16 protein-coding genes and 1 tRNA gene are annotated in these 16,904 nt (G+C 53.9%); 11 read left to right on the forward strand and 6 right to left on the reverse strand.

The window, feature by feature from the left end; translation table 11 throughout:
• The first annotated feature begins 122 nt into the window (after positions 1-122).
• Positions 123-198: transfer RNA gene (locus V6E55_RS16925), tRNA-Trp, on the forward strand.
• A 98-nt stretch (positions 199-296) separates the two neighbouring features.
• On the opposite strand, the gene hdfR is transcribed toward V6E55_RS16925, so the two are convergent.
• Positions 297-1,118, reverse strand: coding sequence for an HTH-type transcriptional regulator HdfR (gene hdfR, locus V6E55_RS16930; RefSeq protein ID WP_316943460.1), 822 nt, complete (start codon positions 1,116-1,118; stop codon positions 297-299).
• 118 nt (positions 1,119-1,236) lie between these two features.
• On the opposite strand from hdfR, the gene V6E55_RS16935 reads away from it, so the two are divergent.
• A complete protein-coding gene (locus V6E55_RS16935; RefSeq protein WP_008501577.1) occupies positions 1,237-1,575 on the forward strand; it encodes a DUF413 domain-containing protein in 339 nt (112 codons plus the stop codon).
• A gap of 25 nt (positions 1,576-1,600) precedes the next feature.
• Here the strand turns inward: V6E55_RS16935 and V6E55_RS16940 are convergent, their stop codons facing one another.
• Positions 1,601-3,121 carry a YifB family Mg chelatase-like AAA ATPase gene (locus V6E55_RS16940; RefSeq protein ID WP_316943462.1) on the reverse strand — a complete coding sequence of 507 codons (1,521 nt, stop codon included), beginning with the start codon at positions 3,119-3,121 and terminating at the stop codon, positions 1,601-1,603.
• A 340-nt stretch (positions 3,122-3,461) separates the two neighbouring features.
• Between V6E55_RS16940 and ilvL the strand changes: the two genes are divergently transcribed.
• From ilvL to ilvA, 7 genes are all read left to right on the forward strand, one after another.
• Positions 3,462-3,560: an ilv operon leader peptide gene (ilvL, locus tag V6E55_RS16945; protein WP_001311244.1), complete on the forward strand. Its 99-nt coding sequence runs from the start codon at positions 3,462-3,464 to the stop codon at positions 3,558-3,560.
• An 86-nt stretch (positions 3,561-3,646) separates the two neighbouring features.
• Positions 3,647-3,697, forward strand: coding sequence for a peptide IlvX (gene ilvX / locus V6E55_RS16950; RefSeq protein ID WP_108091188.1), 51 nt, complete (start codon positions 3,647-3,649; stop codon positions 3,695-3,697).
• Positions 3,698-3,699: 2 nt separating this feature from the next.
• Complete coding sequence (gene ilvG, locus V6E55_RS16955) at positions 3,700-5,346, forward strand: acetolactate synthase 2 catalytic subunit (RefSeq protein WP_114979850.1); 1,647 nt, start codon at positions 3,700-3,702, stop codon at positions 5,344-5,346.
• Positions 5,343-5,606 (forward strand): acetolactate synthase 2 small subunit, encoded by a 264-nt coding sequence (gene ilvM / locus V6E55_RS16960; protein WP_129994744.1) that lies wholly within the window; start codon positions 5,343-5,345, stop codon positions 5,604-5,606. The genes ilvG and ilvM overlap by 4 nt, the downstream gene beginning before the upstream one ends.
• 18 nt (positions 5,607-5,624) lie before the next feature.
• Positions 5,625-6,554, forward strand: coding sequence for a branched-chain-amino-acid transaminase (gene ilvE / locus V6E55_RS16965; RefSeq protein WP_021242827.1), 930 nt, complete (start codon positions 5,625-5,627; stop codon positions 6,552-6,554).
• Between the two features lie 60 nt (positions 6,555-6,614).
• The gene (gene ilvD, locus V6E55_RS16970) at positions 6,615-8,465 is read left to right on the forward strand and encodes a dihydroxy-acid dehydratase (RefSeq protein WP_129994745.1); all 1,851 of its coding nucleotides are present in this window, start codon (positions 6,615-6,617) and stop codon (positions 8,463-8,465) included.
• Between the two features lie 2 nt (positions 8,466-8,467).
• Positions 8,468-10,012 carry a threonine ammonia-lyase, biosynthetic gene (ilvA, locus tag V6E55_RS16975; RefSeq protein WP_108091187.1) on the forward strand — a complete coding sequence of 515 codons (1,545 nt, stop codon included), beginning with the start codon at positions 8,468-8,470 and terminating at the stop codon, positions 10,010-10,012.
• On the opposite strand, the gene ilvY is transcribed toward ilvA, so the two are convergent.
• On the reverse strand, positions 10,009-10,899 hold the full coding sequence (ilvY, locus tag V6E55_RS16980; protein ID WP_316943464.1) for an HTH-type transcriptional activator IlvY: 891 nt from the start codon (positions 10,897-10,899) through the stop codon (positions 10,009-10,011). The two genes, ilvA and ilvY, sit on opposite strands and share 4 nt — an antisense overlap.
• A 152-nt stretch (positions 10,900-11,051) precedes the next feature.
• On the opposite strand from ilvY, the gene ilvC reads away from it, so the two are divergent.
• Complete coding sequence (gene ilvC / locus V6E55_RS16985) at positions 11,052-12,527, forward strand: ketol-acid reductoisomerase (RefSeq protein WP_021242831.1); 1,476 nt, start codon at positions 11,052-11,054, stop codon at positions 12,525-12,527.
• An 85-nt stretch (positions 12,528-12,612) separates the two neighbouring features.
• On the opposite strand, the gene ppiC (V6E55_RS16990) is transcribed toward ilvC, so the two are convergent.
• Both ppiC (V6E55_RS16990) and ppiC (V6E55_RS16995) read right to left on the reverse strand, forming a co-directional pair.
• Complete coding sequence (gene ppiC / locus V6E55_RS16990) at positions 12,613-12,894, reverse strand: peptidylprolyl isomerase PpiC (protein WP_008501570.1); 282 nt, start codon at positions 12,892-12,894, stop codon at positions 12,613-12,615.
• 49 nt (positions 12,895-12,943) lie between these two features.
• Positions 12,944-13,225: a peptidylprolyl isomerase PpiC gene (ppiC, locus tag V6E55_RS16995; protein ID WP_316943465.1), complete on the reverse strand. Its 282-nt coding sequence runs from the start codon at positions 13,223-13,225 to the stop codon at positions 12,944-12,946.
• Between the two features lie 112 nt (positions 13,226-13,337).
• Here ppiC (V6E55_RS16995) and rep point away from each other — a divergent pair, with 112 nt between their 5' ends.
• Positions 13,338-15,362, forward strand: coding sequence for a DNA helicase Rep (gene rep, locus V6E55_RS17000; RefSeq protein ID WP_316943468.1), 2,025 nt, complete (start codon positions 13,338-13,340; stop codon positions 15,360-15,362).
• Between the two features lie 55 nt (positions 15,363-15,417).
• Here the strand turns inward: rep and gppA are convergent, their stop codons facing one another.
• Positions 15,418-16,902, reverse strand: a complete 1,485-nt coding sequence (gene gppA, locus V6E55_RS17005; RefSeq protein ID WP_114979854.1) for a guanosine-5'-triphosphate,3'-diphosphate diphosphatase — start codon at positions 16,900-16,902, stop codon at positions 15,418-15,420.
• Positions 16,903-16,904 lie beyond the last annotated feature (2 nt).

Below are 16,904 nucleotides of genomic sequence, written 5' to 3' on the forward strand. Positions count from 1 at the left end.
AGTTCAGTCGGTTAGAATACCTGCCTGTCACGCAGGGGGTCGCGGGTTCGAGTCCCGTCCGTTCCGCCACTTATTAAGACATTAAGCCTGCCTTATTGGCAGGCTTAATGGCAAAAAACTTTAGGGGCGTAGCTCAGTTGGTAGAGCACCGGTCTCCAAAACCGGGTGTCGCGAGTTCGAGTCTCTCCGCCCCTGCCATATATAATCCTTTGCTTCGGCAAAGGATTTTTTTTGCCTGAAACACTGCAGAAAACTCTCTTCTTAATTTTCAGCCAGCATCCCTGCTGGCTGATATATCAATCCATTACATTGATTTTTAATAGATCTTTTATCTGCGATTGCTTATCACTGTTTTGCAGCCAAATCGCATACAGGGGCCTGGTAAGCGTGGTGGAATCCATCACAGTGTGCAGCCCCGCTTTAGTGTCTGCCCAGCGAACAGGTAACCAGGTACAACCTTTCAGTAAGGAAAGTTGCTGACAGGCGATCTCTGCAGAGCTGGTCGTTAACTGCGGAACATCATCAGGTGCAATCAACCCCGTCTCGTTCTGCTGAAAATCTGGCCCCCATTCCAGTCGCAAATAGGTCAAGTCTGCCTTCATCATTGAAGGTTCAGAGGCATAAAGTGCCAGGCCAAACTGACCCACAATCTGGCTGCTAAATTCGTCCATCTTGGGGGCTTCGGTTGTGATCAGAAGATCAAGCTGGCGCTCATGAAGTTGTTTAACCAGCGACTGCCGTTGTGCAATCCTGGCTTCGAATTGCAGGTGGCCGTGAGAATGATACAGCCGGGTAAGCCATTGGCTTAGCATACATTCCCACAGAGAAGCGCTGGCCCCTATCGAGAACTCATTATGCCTCGAAGTATGTGCCACCTCTTTACGTGCTGCCTGCCAGGTATTCATCAGCGTTTCTGCGTACGGCAGTAGTTTCTCACCAGCAGGCGTTAAGCGAATATTGTTGCGATGGCGGGTAAAAAGATTCACACCCAGTTGATTTTCCAGCTGTCGAATACGAAAACTGACTGCTGATTGCGTCAGGTAAAGGGCTTCAGCTGCTCGCCCAAAGTGGCGTGTTCTGCTCACTTCAAGGAAAGTTTTAAGCAATTCCGTATCCACATCTTTCTCCACAAAATTATTTGTCGTTATGATTTAAATGTTTTGTTTTACACTCTGTCAAGCGTAACTAATACTCCGCGCCATAAATAGCTCGGCCAAAGAATTAGGAGCGTGTAGGATGGCGGAAAGCTTTACGACGACTAATCGTTTTTTCGACAATAAACATTATCCGCGCGGGTTCTCTCGTCACGGCGATTTCACCATCAAAGAAGCTCAACTGCTTGAGCGCCATGGTTATGCCTTTAACGAGCTGGATCTGGGTAAGCGTGAACCTGCTACCGAAGACGAAAAACAGTTTGTTTCTGTTTGCCGTGGTGAGCGTGAGCCGCAGTCTGAAGCGGAACGTGTATGGATCAAGTACATGGCGCGCATTAAGCGTCCAAAGCGCTTCCATACGCTGTCTGGCGGTAAGCCGCAGATGGAAGGTGCAGAAGACTACACCGAGTCTGACGACTAATAAGAAAGGGGCTACGGCCCCTTTTTTACGCCAGTAACTTTTGCAGGTGCAAAAGCAGACGGTCGATTGCACGATAGCTCAACGCTTCCTGCAGATGTTGTCTCTCAATTTCATGACACCTTTCCACATCGGCGATAGTTCGGGCGACTTTTAAGAGACGCTGCCACGCACGAATTGAGAGCCCAAATCGCGTCAATGTTTCTTCCAGCCAGTTTGCGTCCTCAGCCTTTATCTGGCAAAACTGCCGAATCTCAGCATTATCCAGACGGGCATTCAGTTTATTTTGACGTATATACTGCCGGGCTTGAGCGGCGATAACCCGCTCGCGAACCTCTACCGTGCTCTCCCCTCTGACGCTACTCTGGCTGAGCAGGCCAGGGGGAGGTAAAGGGATCTCCAGGGATAAATCGAAACGATCCAGAAAAGGGCCAGAGAGTTTCCCCAGATATCGCAGCGTCTGCTCAGGCGTACAGCGATTATGATTACCCTGATAATGTCCTGACGGGCTCGGGTTCATTGCTGCAACCAGCTGGAACTGCGCGGGATAGCTTATTTTGGCACGTGTACGGGAGATATGAATTTCACCCGATTCGATAGGCTCCCTCAGAGCATCCAGCACGCGCCGTTCAAACTCAGGCAGCTCATCAAGAAAAAGAATGCCATTGTGGGCCAGTGAGATCTCTCCCGGCCCCGGTATAGAGCCGCCGCCGACCATGGCTGTTAGTGAGGCACTGTGGTGCGGAGAGCGGAAAGGGCGACGTCGCCACTGTTTTTGTAACGACACAGAACTCACCAGGCTAAATATTGCAGCGCTTTCAAGTGCTTCATGGTTATTGAGTGGGGGCAGCAGACCATTCAATCTGCTCGCCAGCATCGTTTTCCCAGTACCTGGCGGACCAATCAACAGCAGGTTATGCCCTCCGGCAGCGGTAATCTCCAGTGCCCGTTTCCCCTGCTCCTGACCGATGATATCGCTGAGATCGTCCAGGCTTTCAGGTAGGAGATCCCCTGTTTCTTCAGGCTCTGACAACTCATGTCGCCCCTCAAGATATGCGCAAACCTCCTGCAAGTGCCCTGCGATCAGGCATCCTTTTTCGGCTATCAGGCTCACCTCGGAACCATTTTCATTGGCAACAATGATTTGTCGACCAGCACGAATGGCTTCCAGCGCACCTGAGATTGCACCAGGAACGCCTCTCAATGCCCCTGTAAGCGCCAGTTCACCGATGAACTCATACGAGCCTAGCCTGGATGCATTAAGCTGTTCAGAGGCAGCGAGAAGCGCTATAGCGATAGGTAAATCATATCGTCCCCCCTCTTTGGGCAGGTCCGCAGGCGCCAGGTTGATAGTGATCTTCTTTGCGGGGAAGGTATAACCGCTATTGATGATTGCGCTGCGTACCCGATCTCTGGCTTCTTTCACCGTTGTTTCCGGCAAACCGACGAGTGTTAATCCGGGAAGCCCATTGCTCAGATGAACCTCTACGGAAATCAGCGGTGCTTTGACTCCAATAGCCGCACGCGTATAAACAACTGACAGTGACATAAGCACCTCCTTGGGGGTCGACTATGCCAGTATCTCGCTCATATCTTTAGCGTCAGTTTTGTTTTTTACGACGCCTGTTCCAGGCTTTTGGCGACAAAATGCAACTATTTCGTCTTAGCGGAAACCTTCTCGCAGAAAAAGAGCGGCTCGTTTTGATGACCTGAGTACGCTGGAAATTATGAAAAAAATTCACACTCTGTTTTTCTCATATAAAACAATGATTTTTCGAAATATGATTTGCGTGCTAATCAAAATGGTCATAAATAAATCTTGTGTTTGATTTAAAAACTGTGATACCTCTTTAGGTATTCCTTCGAACAAGATGCAAAAAGAACAGAAAATGACAGCCCTTCTACGAGTGATTAGCCTGGTCGTGATTAGCGTGGTGGTGATTATTATTCCACCGTGCGGGGCTGCACTTGGACGAGGAAAGGCTTAGAAATCAAGCCTTAACGAACTAAGACCCCCGCACCGAAAGGTCCGGGGGTTTTTTTATGACTAAAAAACTTAAGCGAGGAGCAGAGAATGAACACTAGCACAAAATTCTGTTTCTCCCGATTTATGACGGGGAACTAACTATGAATGGGGCACAGTGGGTAGTACATGCGTTGCGCGCGCAGGGAGTCGAGACAGTATTCGGTTATCCGGGTGGCGCAATTATGCCGATTTACGATGCATTGTATGACGGCGGCGTGGAACACCTGTTGTGCCGACACGAGCAGGGCGCAGCAATGGCAGCCATCGGTTATGCGCGCGCTACCGGCAAAACTGGGGTTTGCATGGCAACCTCAGGACCAGGGGCAACCAACCTGATCACCGGCCTAGCTGATGCACTGCTCGACTCTGTTCCTGTCGTGGCAATCACTGGTCAGGTCGCTTCTCCGTTCATCGGCACCGATGCCTTCCAGGAAGTGGATGTGCTTGGTTTATCCCTGGCTTGCACCAAACACAGTTTCCTCGTCCAGTCTCTGGAAGAGTTGCCGCGCGTGATGGCTGAAGCATTTGCTGTTGCCAGTTCTGGCCGTCCTGGCCCGGTTCTGGTGGATATCCCAAAAGATATCCAGGTGGCTCTCGGTGATCTGGAACCGCACTTCTCCACCGTTGAAAGCGACGATGTGTTTCCACATGAGGACGTTGCAGAGGCGCGCCAGATGCTGGCACAGGCGAAACAGCCGATGCTGTACGTTGGCGGTGGCGTAGGCATGGCACAGGCCGTTCCAGCCCTGCGCGAATTTATCGCAACAACGCAGATGCCAGCGACCTGCACGCTGAAAGGTCTGGGCGCGGTGGATGCCGACTATCCGTACTACCTCGGCATGCTGGGGATGCACGGCACCAAAGCCGCAAACCTGGCGGTGCAGGAGTGCGATCTGCTCATTGCCGTAGGGGCGCGTTTCGATGACCGTGTCACTGGCAAGCTGAACACCTTCGCGCCGAATGCCAAAGTCATCCATATGGATATCGACCCGGCAGAAATGAACAAATTGCGTCAGGCACATGTCGCCCTGCAGGGTGATCTCAACATATTGTTACCCGCTTTGCAGCAACCGTTAGATATCCGTGCATGGCGTCAGCATGCTGCAGACATGCGCACTGAGCATGCCTGGCGTTACGACCACCCCGGTGAGGCCATCTACGCACCGCTGCTGTTGAAACAGTTGTCCGATCGTAAACCTGCAGACAGCGTCGTCACCACCGACGTGGGCCAGCATCAGATGTGGTCAGCTCAGCACATGACCTACACTCGCCCGGAAAATTTCATCACTTCCAGCGGGTTAGGAACGATGGGTTTCGGTCTGCCAGCTGCTGTGGGCGCACAGGTTGCCCGACCGAACGATACCGTTATCTGTATCTCCGGTGACGGCTCCTTCATGATGAATGTTCAGGAGCTGGGCACCGTGAAGCGTAAGCAGTTGCCGCTGAAAATCGTGTTACTCGATAACCAGCGTTTAGGGATGGTTCGTCAGTGGCAACAGTTGTTCTTCCAGGAACGTTACAGCGAAACCACCCTGACCGATAACCCCGATTTCCTCACTCTGGCCAGCGCCTTTGGCATCCCTGGCCAGCACATTACCCGTAAAGACCAGGTTGAAGCGGCACTCGACACCATGCTGTCAAGCGAAGGGCCTTACCTGCTTCATGTCTCAATCGACGAGCTTGAGAATGTCTGGCCGTTGGTACCGCCAGGTGCCAGTAACTCACAAATGCTGGAGAAATTATCATGATGCAACATCAGGTCGCCGTGCAGGCTCGCTTCAATCCAGAAACCTTAGAACGCGTTTTGCGTGTGGTCCGTCATCGTGGTTTTCAGATTTGCTCTATGAATATGGAGACGGCCACCGATGCGCAAAATATCAGCATCGAATTAACCGTTGCCAGCCCGCGCCCGGTCGAATTACTGTTTAGTCAGTTATCAAAACTGGTAGATGTTGCCCATGTAGCCATCTGCCAGAGCACAACCACATCACAACAAATCCGCGCTTAAGCGTGACAGGACGAAAAAATGACGACAAAAAAAGCTGATTACATTTGGTTCAATGGTGAGATGGTTCGCTGGGAGGACGCGAAGGTCCACGTGATGTCCCACGCGCTGCACTACGGTACGTCTGTGTTTGAAGGCATCCGTTGTTACGACTCTCACAAAGGGCCAGTGGTGTTCCGTCATCGTGAACATATGCAGCGTCTGCATGACTCAGCCAAAATTTATCGTTTCCCGGTTTCCCAGAGTGTCGATGAGCTGATGGAAGCCTGCCGCGAGGTGATTCGCAAGAACAACCTGACCAGCGCGTATATTCGTCCGCTGGTGTTTGTGGGTGATGTGGGGATGGGCGTTAACCCGCCAGCAGGCTATACCACCGATGTGATCATTGCCGCGTTCCCATGGGGTGCTTATCTGGGTGCTGAAGCTCTGGAGCAGGGGATCGACGCAATGGTCTCTTCCTGGAACCGCGTGGCACCAAATACCATCCCGACCGCTGCTAAAGCGGGCGGTAACTACCTCTCCTCACTGCTGGTCGGTAGCGAAGCGCGCCGTCACGGTTATCAGGAAGGTATTGCCCTCGACGTGAATGGCTATATCTCAGAAGGTGCGGGCGAAAACTTGTTTGAAGTGAAAGATGGCATTCTGTTCACGCCACCATTTACCTCGTCCGCGCTGCCGGGCATCACCCGTGACGCCATCATCAAGCTGGCGAAAGATCTGGGTATCGAAGTGCGCGAGCAGGTACTGTCCCGCGAATCTCTCTACCTGGCGGATGAAGTCTTTATGTCTGGTACTGCGGCTGAAATTACGCCGGTACGCAGCGTAGACGGTATCCAGGTGGGCGAAGGCCGCTGCGGCCCGGTCACCAAACGTATTCAGCAAGCGTTCTTTGGCCTCTTCACCGGCGAAACAGAAGATAAATACGGCTGGTTGGATCAGGTTAATCACTAAGTATAAATTTGGGACGGCACGCACCGTCCCATTAAATAGTCAGACGGGAGTAAATAAAGCATGCCTAAGTATCGTTCAGCCACCACCACCCACGGCCGTAACATGGCGGGTGCCCGCGCACTGTGGCGCGCCACCGGAATGACCGACGCCGATTTCGGCAAGCCAATTATCGCCGTGGTGAACTCCTTTACCCAGTTTGTGCCAGGTCACGTACACCTGCGTGATCTGGGTAAACTGGTTGCCGAGCAAATTGAAGCCTCTGGCGGTGTGGCGAAAGAGTTCAACACCATTGCGGTGGATGACGGTATCGCGATGGGTCACGGGGGCATGCTCTATTCACTGCCATCTCGCGAGCTGATCGCCGACTCAGTGGAGTACATGGTTAACGCCCACTGTGCGGATGCGATGGTCTGTATCTCCAACTGCGACAAAATCACTCCAGGGATGCTGATGGCTTCCCTGCGTCTGAACATTCCGGTGATCTTCGTCTCCGGCGGTCCAATGGAAGCAGGGAAAACCAAGCTTTCCGACAAAATTATCAAGCTCGACTTGGTTGATGCGATGATTCAGGGTGCGGACCCGAAAGTCTCTGATGAGCAGAGTGAGCAGGTGGAACGTTCCGCGTGCCCGACCTGCGGCTCTTGTTCCGGGATGTTCACCGCCAACTCCATGAACTGCCTGACCGAAGCACTCGGTCTGTCGCAACCGGGCAACGGCTCGCTGCTGGCGACTCATGCCGATCGTAAACAGTTGTTCCTCAACGCCGGTAAACGCATTGTTGAGCTGACGAAACGCTACTACGAGCAGGACGATGCCAGCGCGCTGCCGCGTAACATCGCCAGCAAAGCGGCGTTCGAAAACGCTATGACGCTGGATATTGCCATGGGCGGTTCCACCAACACTGTGCTGCACCTGCTGGCCGCCGCGCAGGAAGCCGAGATCGACTTCACCATGAGCGACATCGACAAGCTCTCCCGCAAAGTACCTCAGCTGTGTAAAGTCGCGCCAAGTACGCAGAAGTACCACATGGAAGACGTGCACCGTGCCGGTGGCGTTATCGGTATCCTCGGCGAACTGGATCGCGCCGGGCTGCTGAACCGTGATGTGAAAAACGTACTTGGTCTGACGCTGCCAGAGTCGCTGGACCAGTACGATGTGATGCTGACCAAAGACGACGCGGTGAAAAAGATGTTCCGCGCTGGCCCGGCAGGTATCCGTACCACCCAGGCATTCTCGCAGGACTGCCGCTGGGATACCCTGGATGATGACCGCGCTGAAGGCTGCATCCGCTCGCTGGAACACGCCTACAGCAAAGACGGTGGTCTGGCTGTGTTGTATGGTAACTTTGCGGAAAACGGTTGTATCGTGAAAACCGCCGGCGTAGATGACAGCATCCTGAAATTCACCGGCCCGGCAAAAGTGTATGAAAGCCAGGACGAGGCGGTAGACGCGATTCTCGGTGGCAAAGTGGTGGAAGGTGATGTGGTAGTGATCCGCTACGAAGGTCCGAAAGGTGGGCCGGGTATGCAGGAGATGCTCTACCCAACCACCTTCCTGAAATCCATGGGACTCGGTAAGGCGTGTGCGCTGATCACTGATGGTCGATTTTCTGGCGGTACGTCCGGCTTGTCTATCGGCCACGTTTCCCCTGAAGCGGCGAGTGGCGGCAATATCGCCATTATCGAAGATGGCGACCTGATCGAAATCGATATTCCAAATCGCGGTATTCAGTTGAAGCTGAGCGACCAGGAAATTGCGGCTCGTCGTGAAGCGCAGGAAGCTCGCGGCGACAAAGCCTGGACGCCGAAAGATCGTCAGCGTGAAGTCTCCTTCGCCCTGCGTGCTTACGCGAGCCTTGCCACCAGTGCAGATAAAGGCGCGGTGCGCGATAAATCGAAACTTGGGGGCTAATGATGGCCGAATCACAACCCTTATCTGCCGCCCCTGAGGGGGCGGAATATCTCCGGGCAGTGCTACGTGCGCCAGTCTATGAAGCGGTGCAGGTCACCCCGCTGCAGAAAATGGAAAAACTCTCTTCGCGCCTCGACAACGTGATTCTGGTGAAGCGCGAAGACCGTCAGCCAGTACACAGTTTTAAGCTGCGCGGGGCCTACGCGATGATGGCAGGGCTGACCGACGAGCAAAAAGCACGCGGCGTAATTACCGCCTCTGCAGGTAACCACGCTCAGGGCGTCGCATTCTCCTCTGCTCGCTTAGGGCTGAAAGCGCTGATCGTGATGCCGGTGGCCACGGCGGATATCAAAGTGGATGCGGTGCGTGGTTTTGGCGGCGAAGTGCTGCTTCACGGCGCAAACTTTGACGAAGCCAAGGCCAAAGCCATTGAACTGGCGCAACAGCAGGGTTTTACCTGGGTGCCACCATTTGATCACCCGATGGTGATTGCCGGGCAGGGCACACTGGCGCTGGAACTGCTGCAACAGGATGCTCATCTTGACCGTGTGTTTGTGCCGGTCGGCGGCGGAGGCCTGGCCGCAGGCGTGGCGGTGCTGATCAAACAGCTGATGCCGCAGATCAAAGTGATTGCCGTTGAGGCGGAAGACTCTGCCTGCCTGAAGGCGGCGCTGGATGCCGGGCATCCGGTAGACCTGCCGCGTGTCGGGCTGTTTGCCGAGGGCGTGGCGGTCAAGCGCATTGGGGATGAAACCTTCCGCCTGTGCCAGGAGTATCTCGACGATATCGTCACGGTTGATAGCGACGCGATCTGCGCGGCGATGAAAGATCTGTTCGAAGATGTGCGTGCGGTGGCGGAACCTTCTGGTGCGCTGGCGCTGGCGGGGATGAAAAAATACATCGCTCAGCACAACATTCGCGGCGAACGCCTGGCGCATGTGCTCTCCGGTGCTAACGTTAATTTCCACGGTCTGCGCTATGTTTCAGAGCGCTGCGAGCTGGGTGAACAGCGGGAAGCACTGTTGGCGGTGACCATCCCGGAAGAGAAGGGCAGCTTCCTGAAATTCTGCCAGCTACTCGGCGGCCGCTCAGTGACGGAATTTAACTACCGTTTTGCTGACGCCAAAGATGCGTGCATTTTTGTCGGTGTGCGCCTGAGTCGCGGTCTGGAAGAACGCAAAGAGATCCTCAACCTGCTGCACGAAGGTGGCTACAGCGTTGTTGATCTCTCTGATGATGAAATGGCGAAACTGCATGTGCGCTATATGGTTGGCGGACGTCCATCGAAACCGCTCAAGGAACGTCTGTTCAGCTTTGAGTTTCCGGAGTCTCCGGGCGCACTGCTTAAGTTCCTGCATACGCTGGGTACGCACTGGAACATCTCTTTGTTCCACTACCGCAGCCACGGCACGGACTATGGTCGCGTGCTGGCCGCGTTTGAGCTGGGCGAACATGAGCCTGATTTCGAAACGCGGCTGAACGAACTGGGCTATGACTGTCACGATGAGACGCATAACCCGGCGTTCAGGTTCTTCCTCGCGGGTTAATGGTTTGGCAGGATCTGCCAGAACGCATCAATAAGCGGCTCATGCAGCCGCTTTTTTTGTGCACACACGCCAAGCTCAAACGGTGTTTTCTCGTCGCTGCGTTCCAGAATCATCACGCGGTTACGTACCGGCTCCGGACTGTTTTCCAGCACCACTTCCGGCAGTAGCGCCACGCCGCAGCCGAGCGCCACCATTGAGACCATCGCCTCATGGCCACCGACTGTTGCGTAAATTGACGGATTGCTGATCTTCTGACGGCGGAACCAGAGCTCAATACGGCGGCGTACCGGTCCCTGATCGGCCATGATAAATGGCACCGTTGACCAGTCTGGTTTCTCCACCGATACCTGATTACGCACCGGGCAGGGCAGTGCCGGGGCAATCAGCACTACCGCCAGGTTCTCCAGCATTGAAAATGCCACCGCACCTGGCAAGGTTTCGGGTTTCCCGGCAATGGCGAGATCCGCTTCACCCGTCACCACTTTTTCCATTGCATCGGCGGCGTCGCCGGTGGTGAGTTTAATTTCAACCGACGGATGTGCCGCGCGGAAGCGGTCAAGGATGGGCGGGAGATGGCTATAGGCGGCGGTCACGGAGCAGAAAATATGCAGCTCACCAGAAAGTGACGGCCCCTGTTGGTCAATCGAGTGCCTGAGTTGCTGATACTGTAACAGTGTCTGCTGGGCAAAAATGCGCAGTTCTTCACCCGCTTCCGTGAGGGTAACGGCACGGTTATCACGCACAAACAGCGGCTGGCCGAGATCTTCCTCAAGGCGCTGGATCTGTCGTGAAAGCGTGGAGGGGCTGACGTGCATCGCCCGGGCGCTGCGGCCAAAGTGACGGCTTTCCGCCAGATGCAGGAACATTTTCAGATCGCGTAAATCCACTGATTTCACTCCCCCTTTTTACATTGCAGATATTGCAACGTGACGTTGTGAATATATCAATTTCCGCAATGAATTTCCTGTTGTAATGTGGGTACATTCTCGCTGAACAGCGAACCGAACAATAAGACACACAACATCACGAGGTATCACCCATGGCTAACTACTTTAATACACTGAACTTGCGCCAGCAGCTGGCGCAACTGGGCAAATGCCGCTTTATGGCGCGCGACGAATTTGCTGATGGCGCGAGCTACCTTCAGGGTAAAAAAGTGGTCATCGTCGGCTGTGGTGCGCAGGGTCTGAACCAGGGCCTGAACATGCGCGACTCCGGTCTGGATATCTCTTACGCACTGCGTAAAGAAGCGATTGCTGAGAAGCGTGCGTCCTGGCGTAAAGCGACCGAAAACGGCTTCAAAGTAGGCACCTACGAAGAGCTGATCCCACAGGCGGATCTGGTGGTTAACCTGACCCCAGACAAACAGCACTCTGACGTTGTGCGTTCTGTGCAGCCACTGATGAAAGACGGCGCAGCGCTGGGTTATTCCCACGGCTTCAACATCGTTGAAGTGGGTGAGCAGATCCGTAAAGACATCACTGTTGTCATGGTGGCACCGAAGTGCCCGGGTACGGAAGTCCGTGAAGAATACAAACGTGGTTTCGGCGTGCCAACCCTGATTGCTGTTCACCCGGAAAACGATCCAAAAGGTGAAGGCATGGCGATTGCCAAAGCATGGGCAGCGGCAACTGGCGGCCACCGTGCGGGCGTGCTGGAATCTTCCTTCGTTGCAGAAGTGAAATCTGACCTGATGGGCGAGCAGACCATTCTGTGCGGTATGTTGCAGGCCGGCTCTCTGCTGTGCTTTGACAAGCTGGTGGAAGAGGGCACTGACCCTGCATACGCTGAAAAACTGATTCAGTTCGGCTGGGAAACCATCACCGAAGCTCTGAAGCAAGGCGGTATCACCCTGATGATGGACCGTCTGTCCAACCCGGCGAAACTGCGTGCTTACGCATTGTCTGAACAGCTGAAAACCATCATGGCACCGCTGTTCCAGAAACATATGGACGACATCATCTCCGGTGAGTTCTCTTCCGGCATGATGGCTGACTGGGCAAATGACGATAAGAAACTGCTGACGTGGCGTGAAGAGACCGGTAAAACCGCGTTCGAAACCGCGCCACAGTATGAAGGTAAAATCGGCGAACAGGAGTACTTCGATAAAGGCGTACTGATGATCGCCATGGTGAAAGCAGGCGTTGAGCTGGCGTTCGAAACCATGGTGGATTCCGGCATCATCGAAGAGTCTGCGTACTACGAATCACTGCACGAGCTGCCGCTGATTGCGAACACCATCGCCCGTAAGCGTCTGTATGAAATGAACGTGGTTATCTCTGATACTGCTGAGTATGGTAACTACCTGTTCTCTTACGCTTGCGTACCGCTGCTGAAAGAGTTCATGACTACGCTGCAGACAGGTGATCTGGGCAAAGCGATTGCAGAAGGTGCCGTGGATAACGCGCAGCTGCGTGATGTAAACGAAGCGATTCGCAGCCATCAGATCGAGAAAGTGGGTCACAAACTGCGTGGCTACATGACCGATATGAAACGTATCGCAGTAGCGGGTTAACAATCTTGTCGGGTGGCACCTCGCTTACCCGACCTACAAAACGCTAAAACGTAGGCCGGGTAAGGCGTAGCCGCCACCCGGCTTTTTATTTGCGATACAAGACTTTAATCACGTGGTAACCGAACTGCGTATGCAGTGGACCCGTTGGCTCCAGTACCGGGCAAGAGAAGACCACTTTATCGAATGCCGGAACCATCTGACCCTGACGGAATTCACCTAAGTCACCACCGCGTTTGCCTGATGGGCAGATAGAGTGCTTCTTCGCCAGTTTACCAAAGTCGGCACCGTTCTTAATTTGCTCCAGAAGATCCAGAGCCAGTTTCTCTTCTTTCACCAGGATATGCAGTGCTGCTGCTGTTTTTGCCATGATTGTGCCTTAATGGGTTGAGATAAATTGGGGCGCAATATAACACGCGTTAGCGGCGATAAAGCACCTTAATGATATGGTAGCCAAACTTGGTTTTCACCGGACCGTAAGGCTTCAGGAGCGGGCAGCTAAAAACCGCCTGATCGAATGGCCCCACCATTGCCCCCTGTTTAAATTCGCCTAAATCACCGCCATTACGCCCGGATGGGCATTTGGAGTAGCGCTTTGCCAGATGATCAAAGCTGATCCCACGTTCCAGTTTGGTGAGGATCTCCTGGGCCAGTTTCTCTTCTTTAACCAGAATGTGCAGGGCTGCTGCGCTCTTTACCATGATTCTGCTCTCGGGATTCATCGTGTTTCCGTCACTTTATCATTAGCCGGTAAATCTGCGCCCGGCTTTCTGCTACAATCCATCCCCCGTTCGAAGATTGAGCAATATTCCCATGCGTTTAAACCCTGGACAACAACAAGCGGTCGAATTCGTCACTGGACCATGCCTGGTGCTGGCAGGGGCGGGTTCCGGTAAAACCCGCGTGATCACTAACAAAATCGCTCACTTAATTCGTGGGTGTGGCTATCAGGCACGCCACATTGCGGCGGTGACATTTACCAACAAAGCAGCGCGCGAGATGAAAGAGCGTGTTGGCCAGACGCTGGGGCGCAAAGAGGCGCGCGGGCTGATGATCTCCACCTTCCATACCCTGGGGCTGGATATCATTAAACGCGAATACGCCGCACTTGGGATGAAGTCCAACTTTTCTCTTTTCGATGACACCGACCAGGTGGCGTTGCTCAAAGAGCTCACCGAAGGATTGATCGAAGACGACAAAGTTCTGCTGCAACAGCTGATCTCGACGATCTCAAACTGGAAAAACGATCTGATGACGCCTGCACAGGCGGCAGCGAGTGCGAAAGGTGAACGGGACAGGATCTTCGCCCACTGCTACAGCCTGTATGACGCGCATATGAAAGCGTGTAACGTGTTGGATTTCGACGATCTGATCCTCCTGCCAACGCTACTGCTTCAGCGTAATGAAGAGGTGCGTGAGCGCTGGCAGAACAAGATCCGCTACCTGCTGGTGGATGAATATCAGGATACCAACACCAGCCAGTACGAACTGGTGAAGCTGCTGGTGGGGCAGCGCGCGCGTTTCACCGTGGTGGGTGACGATGACCAGTCAATTTACTCCTGGCGCGGTGCGCGTCCACAAAACCTGGTGTTGTTAAGCAAAGATTTTCCTGCGTTGCAGGTGATTAAGCTGGAGCAAAACTACCGTTCTTCCGGGCGTATCCTCAAGTCGGCGAATATCCTGATCGCCAATAACCCGCATGTGTTTGAGAAGCGTCTGTTCTCCGAACTGGGTTACGGCACAGAGCTGAAAGTGCTCAGTGCCAACAATGAAGAGCATGAGGCTGAACGCGTTACCGGCGAGCTAATTGCCCACCACTTCGTTAATAAAACCGAATATAAGGATTACGCGATCCTCTATCGCGGTAACCACCAGTCGCGCGTCTTTGAAAAGATGCTGATGCAAAACCGCATTCCGTACAAGATCTCGGGCGGTACGTCGTTCTTCTCACGTCCTGAAATCAAAGATCTGCTGGCATATCTGCGTGTGCTCACCAACCCGGATGATGACAGCGCTTTCCTGCGTATCGTGAATACCCCGAAGCGCGAGATTGGCCCGGCCACGCTGCAAAAACTGGGTGAATGGGCGATGACCCGCAACAAAAGCCTGTTTACCGCCAGCTTCGATATGGGGCTGAGTCAGATGCTGACCGGACGTGGTTACGATTCGTTAACCCGTTTCACCCACTGGCTGGGAGAGGTGCAGCGCCTTGCGGAACGTGAACCTGTCGCTGCAGTTCGCGATCTCATTCACGGTATTGATTACGAATCCTGGTTGTACGAAACCTCAGCCAGCCCGAAAGCCGCTGAGATGCGGATGAAAAACGTTAACCAGCTGTTCAGTTGGATGACCGAAATGCTGGAAGGTTCGGAGATAGATGAGCCGATGACCCTGACTCAGGTGGTCACCCGCTTTACCCTTCGCGACATGATGGAACGTGGGGAGAGCGAGGAAGAGGCTGACCAGGTTCAGCTTATGACGTTACACGCCTCAAAAGGACTGGAGTTCCCGTATGTGTATCTGGTCGGTATGGAAGAAGGTTTGCTGCCGCACCAGAGCAGCATTGATGAAGATAACGTCGACGAGGAACGCCGTCTGGCCTATGTCGGGATCACCCGTGCGCAGAAAGAGCTGACATTCACACTGTGTAAAGAACGCCGTCAGTATGGCGAGCTGGTGCGCCCGGAGCCGAGTCGTTTCCTGCTGGAGCTACCGCAGGACGATCTGATCTGGGAGCAGGAGCGCAAAGTGATTACGGCAGAAGAACGGATGCACAAGGGGCAGGCTAACGTGGCGAACATTCGCGCCATGCTGGCGAAAGCCAAAGAGAAAGGATAAATATTTATTTTTAGGCCGGGTAAGGCGAAGCCGCCACCCGGCAATGCTCAGGGAATTACTTCACTTCAAGAACCCAGTGTACATAACTTTGCCACTGGCACTCCTGTTCGATCATCTCTGCCCCAAGGGGATGATTATCAATCCAGTTTTCCGGTAACGTCAGCGAAAGCTTCTCGCCATCAGCGACCAGATTGATGGCAGGTAGCAAATCATCACGACGGCGGCTGGCAAACAAAATCGCCAGACGTAGCAAACGGCACAGATGCTCGGCCACGCGTGGCGGTACGGCGTTTTGCTGATGTAAAGAGGAGAGGTCAACAGTGTTGGTCTGGTTTAGCAGCAGCGTTGCCAGCAACTTTTTCTGTGCAGGTGTGTAGCCCGGTAAATCGAGGTTACGTACCAGATAGGCCGCATGAACAGGGGCCTGTTTGAAATCAATGCTCAGCCCCACTTCATGTAGCGCGCAGGCGCTCAGCAATAAATCTCGGCTCAAAGGGTCAAGATCCCAGCCGGTGGCAACCTGATCAGCGAAGCGTGATGCCAGTTGCGCCACGCGACCCGCCTGGTCGATATCAACCAAAAAACGACGCTGCACGTTGCGCAGAGTACGGCTGCGAATGTCCTGATCAACCGACAGATGCAACATCCCATAGACCAGGCCTTCTCGCAGTGCGCCGCCAGCCAGCGTCATACACTGAATATTCAGCTCGGTGAAAATCGCAATCAGAATGGCCAGCCCGCTCGGGAAAACCAGCGCGCGTTCAAGCGTCAGGCCTTCAATTTCAAGCTCTTCAAGCCGCCCACACTGAATAGCTCGCTGTTTCAGTTGCTGAAGTTTGGCAAGCGTAATCCGCTCATCCATTCCCTGCGCCATCATGATTTCCTGCAAAGCCTGCACAGTGCCAGAAGCACCCACACAGACTTTCCAGCCGTGATAACGCAGTTCATCCATGACCGGACGTAACACCTCGCGTGCGGCATTCTCCGCCTCGTCGAAGTTTTCTTTCGCCAGATTCCGGTCAGTGAAATAGCGCTCAAGCCAGGTCACGCAACCCATCGAGAGGCTGAACAGTGACGTTGCCTGTGCGCCGGTACCGGTCACGAGTTCGGTGCTGGCACCGCCGATATCCACGACCAGACGGCGATCATCACCCCCTGTCGTGTGTGCAACACCTTGATAGATCAGGCGGGCTTCTTCTTCACCGCTGATAACCTGAACCGGACACCCCAGAATTTCCTGCGCTTTGGCAATAAAATCTACGGCGTTAACCGCCAGGCGGAGCGTCGCTGTGGCGACAACGGTAATTTGGGAATGCGGGATATCCTGCAGACGCTCAGCAAAGAGCCGCAGACACTGCCAGCCACGTTCCATGGCTTCATGAGAAAGGTGGTTATCGCTGCTCAGGCCCGCCGCGAGGCGGACCTTGCGCTTAATACGCGTCAGCGTTTGTATGCTTCCCGCCACCTCGCGCACAACCAGCATATGAAAACTATTCGAACCGAGATCAATTGCCGCATAAAGCGAGGTGGAACTGAGCATAT

Origin of the sequence: Enterobacter sp. 342, from assembly GCF_036663495.1 — a bacterium.
Classification (GTDB): domain Bacteria; phylum Pseudomonadota; class Gammaproteobacteria; order Enterobacterales; family Enterobacteriaceae; genus Enterobacter.

Bases quoted from the DNA above. Each gene is read 5' to 3' on its own strand.
- ilvM (WP_129994744.1), top strand. From the start codon at position 5,343: ATGATGCAACATCAGGTCGCCGTGCAGGCTCGCTTCAATCCAGAAACC.
- gppA (WP_114979854.1), bottom strand. From the start codon at position 16,902: ATGCTCAGTTCCACCTCGCTTTATGCGGCAATTGATCTCGGTTCGAAT.
- V6E55_RS16935 (WP_008501577.1), top strand. From the start codon at position 1,237: ATGGCGGAAAGCTTTACGACGACTAATCGTTTTTTCGACAATAAACAT.
- ilvD (WP_129994745.1), top strand. From the start codon at position 6,615: ATGCCTAAGTATCGTTCAGCCACCACCACCCACGGCCGTAACATGGCG.
- ilvC (WP_021242831.1), top strand. From the start codon at position 11,052: ATGGCTAACTACTTTAATACACTGAACTTGCGCCAGCAGCTGGCGCAA.
- ilvA (WP_108091187.1), top strand. From the start codon at position 8,468: ATGGCCGAATCACAACCCTTATCTGCCGCCCCTGAGGGGGCGGAATAT.
- ppiC (WP_008501570.1), bottom strand. From the start codon at position 12,894: ATGGCAAAAACAGCAGCAGCACTGCATATCCTGGTGAAAGAAGAGAAA.
- ilvG (WP_114979850.1), top strand. From the start codon at position 3,700: ATGAATGGGGCACAGTGGGTAGTACATGCGTTGCGCGCGCAGGGAGTC.
- ppiC (WP_316943465.1), bottom strand. From the start codon at position 13,225: ATGGTAAAGAGCGCAGCAGCCCTGCACATTCTGGTTAAAGAAGAGAAA.
- ilvL (WP_001311244.1), top strand. From the start codon at position 3,462: ATGACAGCCCTTCTACGAGTGATTAGCCTGGTCGTGATTAGCGTGGTG.
- rep (WP_316943468.1), top strand. From the start codon at position 13,338: ATGCGTTTAAACCCTGGACAACAACAAGCGGTCGAATTCGTCACTGGA.
- V6E55_RS16940 (WP_316943462.1), bottom strand. From the start codon at position 3,121: ATGTCACTGTCAGTTGTTTATACGCGTGCGGCTATTGGAGTCAAAGCA.
- ilvE (WP_021242827.1), top strand. From the start codon at position 5,625: ATGACGACAAAAAAAGCTGATTACATTTGGTTCAATGGTGAGATGGTT.